We start from the raw sequence: 2,743 nt of genomic DNA, 5'->3' as shown, positions 1-2,743 counted from the left end.
ATAATTTTGAGAAGTAACGGAAGAAGGGGCAGATTGATCTTTCTTTACATCAAGCAAATACAACTCGCCTTTGAATTGTGGCAAGACAATCTCTGTTGTGTAATGGTCATGCCCATTTTTATCTTGCCATTTGCGTGTTTGTAATTTTCCTTCTACGTAAACTTTTGAACCTTTGTTGAGATATTGAAGTGCAATTTTTGCCAAATGTGGATTGAAAACCACAATGGAGTGCCATTCCGTTTTCTCTACTTTTTGATGAGTATTTTTATCCGTATAGCTTTCAGAAGTTGCTATACTAAAATTGACTATTTCTGCTCCAGAATTCATTGTTTTGCTTTCGGGATCAGCACCTAAACGCCCGATTAACATCACTTTATTTAGCATGTTTTTTTACCTTAAACTTGTATTTTAATACATACAAAATCCTAGCATGATTTGCATATTTTTTCAATTATTTCAAAAGGATATTATTATTTTTTAACATATAAAATTATGTTTTTTTATCTTTTGATAAACATAAAGCCACATCACGCAAATGACATGGCTTTCTTTTTTCTATTTTAAAGCAGGCGCCCCCGCACCGCCGTTATTTTATTTACGCTGCTTTATCAACACCACAGACATCTTCAGAAAATTTCTTATTTTCTTTAAGCACAGCATTGCCATAAATTGTTGTAAATTGACAAATTTGTGCCTTGCCACTCACATGAGCATTATCGTGAATTTTTGCACAGGGACCAACACGCGCCGAGCCAGAAACCTTGGCATTGTCATAAATATTGCTACCATCATAAACTATAGCTTTATCAAAAACATGAGCATTTCCATAAGCTTTTGACCACGCAGAAAGGCGTGATTTCCCATAGACATGGGCATCATTAAACACAAGCCCACTCACATACGCATTTTCATAAACACGGGCATTATCGTAAATAAGAGCCCCCTCTGTAATAACGGCATTATCACTCACAACGGCATTGCCAAAAACATAGCCTCCAATTTTTGCATTGCCATTAATGACTGCATTGTCATAAACATGTGCCTTATCATTCAAAACCCATGCCTGATCACTAATCACGGCATTACCATAAACCCTAGCCCAATTCACAACGCAGGCTTTATTGCGTATTTTGGCATTTTCGGAAACGCTTGCTTGAATAACCATAGCATCATCATAAACCCAGCAATTGCCATCATGAGAGAGGTTATCTTCATTTTCAATAAAACCACCTAAATCCCCCATCTTAACATCAGCAAAGTCTTTTAAAGCTTTAATGCGGTGTAAAGTCACACCGTTAACAACGCGGTTTTCATTAGTAAGTTCATATTTTGGAGATGTTTTTTGATTTTTAACTGTAGCGTTCATGCTAGTAATCCTTACGAAAATATAGTTTTGAATTGACAACCCTAAAAGGGCGCCGGGTGTTCAAAACACGGTCGTAAGTCCGTCGTCACACTTTTCTCATAAAGAGTATTGTATGGTGTGACCACACCCGACACAATCATTATATGCTAATCATAACATAAAAGACAGCCAGTATTTAAAGAAATGGGAAAAACCTTATCGTGATTTATCCGCTTACGATTAAGTGTTTTGAGCACTTGTCGACCTTTCTAAACGAACTTTTCTTTAAAGTCAATACGTATTTTTTATTTTTTTTTCATTTTGATACCTACCTAGTTGAATATCAAGCGCTTTTAAATTTTACTTTTGGTTTTTATTATAAAATGTAGTGCGTAAATGGACATGTTTATTAAACTGCGTGTATGCAACATGAGAAAGAATGAATAAATTAAAAAAAAGTACCAAATAACGATATCTAAATACCAAAATACAGTATAACTATTTGGAAAAATTAAAACGACAAGTGCTAAACTTATTAGCTTTAAGAGTCGGTGCATATACTGTTGTAAATCACGTGTTAATATCTTCCAACCTGTTGTGTTGCTGCGTTTGTATTTTGGATTGTTCTGCAACTCAAAAGGAATATGAGAATTGCATAAAATTGCAAAAACCGCTGTGACTATTACCAAAGAAACAGATGCGAATATCAAAATACTTTGAATAAAGTAGGGATTTTTTTTAATTCCTAAAAAACATAAAAATATAAAAGTTATAATGCCAAACAAGGCTCTTAGCTGCTTATCTGTAAACATATTTATTTCCTGCGGTTTTCGATAATTTTTTGATCTCTCTGTTGATCTCGTCTATAAGAGGCTCGTAATTGAGAACGCTTTTCGGAATATTCCCACCGTAAACCCAAGCTTTCACTTGCGCTTTGGTACTAAAATCCGCATTTTCTGGTGTGGTATAATACTGGCCGCCATCAAACTTTTCACACTCTCTTGTGCCGTCTTCATATTCGTAGAGGTTGTAAAAATACTCCTCTGCTCCGTCCCCCCAAGGAACATAACCAACAGCTGTTGCAATAAACTCTTTTTGCATTGGTTGTTTACGCTTTTTTAAGAACAGGTCTTTTAATATTCTCATGTTTTTAGTCCATAATTTTACCAATTGGTCTATTTACCTAAAATTTGACCGTACAGAGCGTTTTATATTGCGGATATGTTTTATAGTAAAATCTTTAAATCGCTTTGTATGGTACCTTTTTGTCGATTTAAATGCATGTCTAATCGTAAAATGATCAGCACTTTTCACTAGTTTGCTGTTTTAAGCCGCTTTAGAATTGCTACTGTTATGTTGCTCTTCACTAGGCTTGCCTATTCTCATGAATGAAATGCG

At 35.0% G+C, this 2,743-nt stretch carries 4 protein-coding genes; all 4 read right to left on the bottom strand.

Annotated features, from left to right (window positions below; all coding sequences use genetic code 11):
* On the bottom strand, nucleotides 1-384 hold a 384-nt coding region (gene ssb / locus ACFIMC_RS03165), incomplete at its 3' end, for a single-stranded DNA-binding protein (protein ID WP_375680781.1).
* Between the two features lie 211 nt (nucleotides 385-595).
* Nucleotides 596-1,366, bottom strand: a complete 771-nt coding sequence (locus ACFIMC_RS03160) for a hypothetical protein (protein ID WP_375633770.1) — start codon at nucleotides 1,364-1,366, stop codon at nucleotides 596-598.
* 332 nt (nucleotides 1,367-1,698) lie between these two features.
* Nucleotides 1,699-2,157 carry a hypothetical protein gene (locus ACFIMC_RS03155; protein ID WP_375634978.1) on the bottom strand — a complete coding sequence of 153 codons (459 nt, stop codon included), beginning with the start codon at nucleotides 2,155-2,157 and terminating at the stop codon, nucleotides 1,699-1,701.
* Nucleotides 2,144-2,491, bottom strand: coding sequence for a hypothetical protein (locus tag ACFIMC_RS03150; protein ID WP_375633772.1), 348 nt, complete (start codon nucleotides 2,489-2,491; stop codon nucleotides 2,144-2,146). Before ACFIMC_RS03150 ends, ACFIMC_RS03155 begins: the two co-directional genes overlap by 14 nt.
* Nucleotides 2,492-2,743: the final 252 nt, after the last annotated feature.

The organism is Bartonella sp. AP21QHHD (assembly GCF_042196205.1).
Classification (GTDB): Bacteria; Pseudomonadota; Alphaproteobacteria; order Rhizobiales; family Rhizobiaceae; genus Bartonella.
This window is presented reverse-complemented; position numbering and strand designations above follow the sequence as displayed.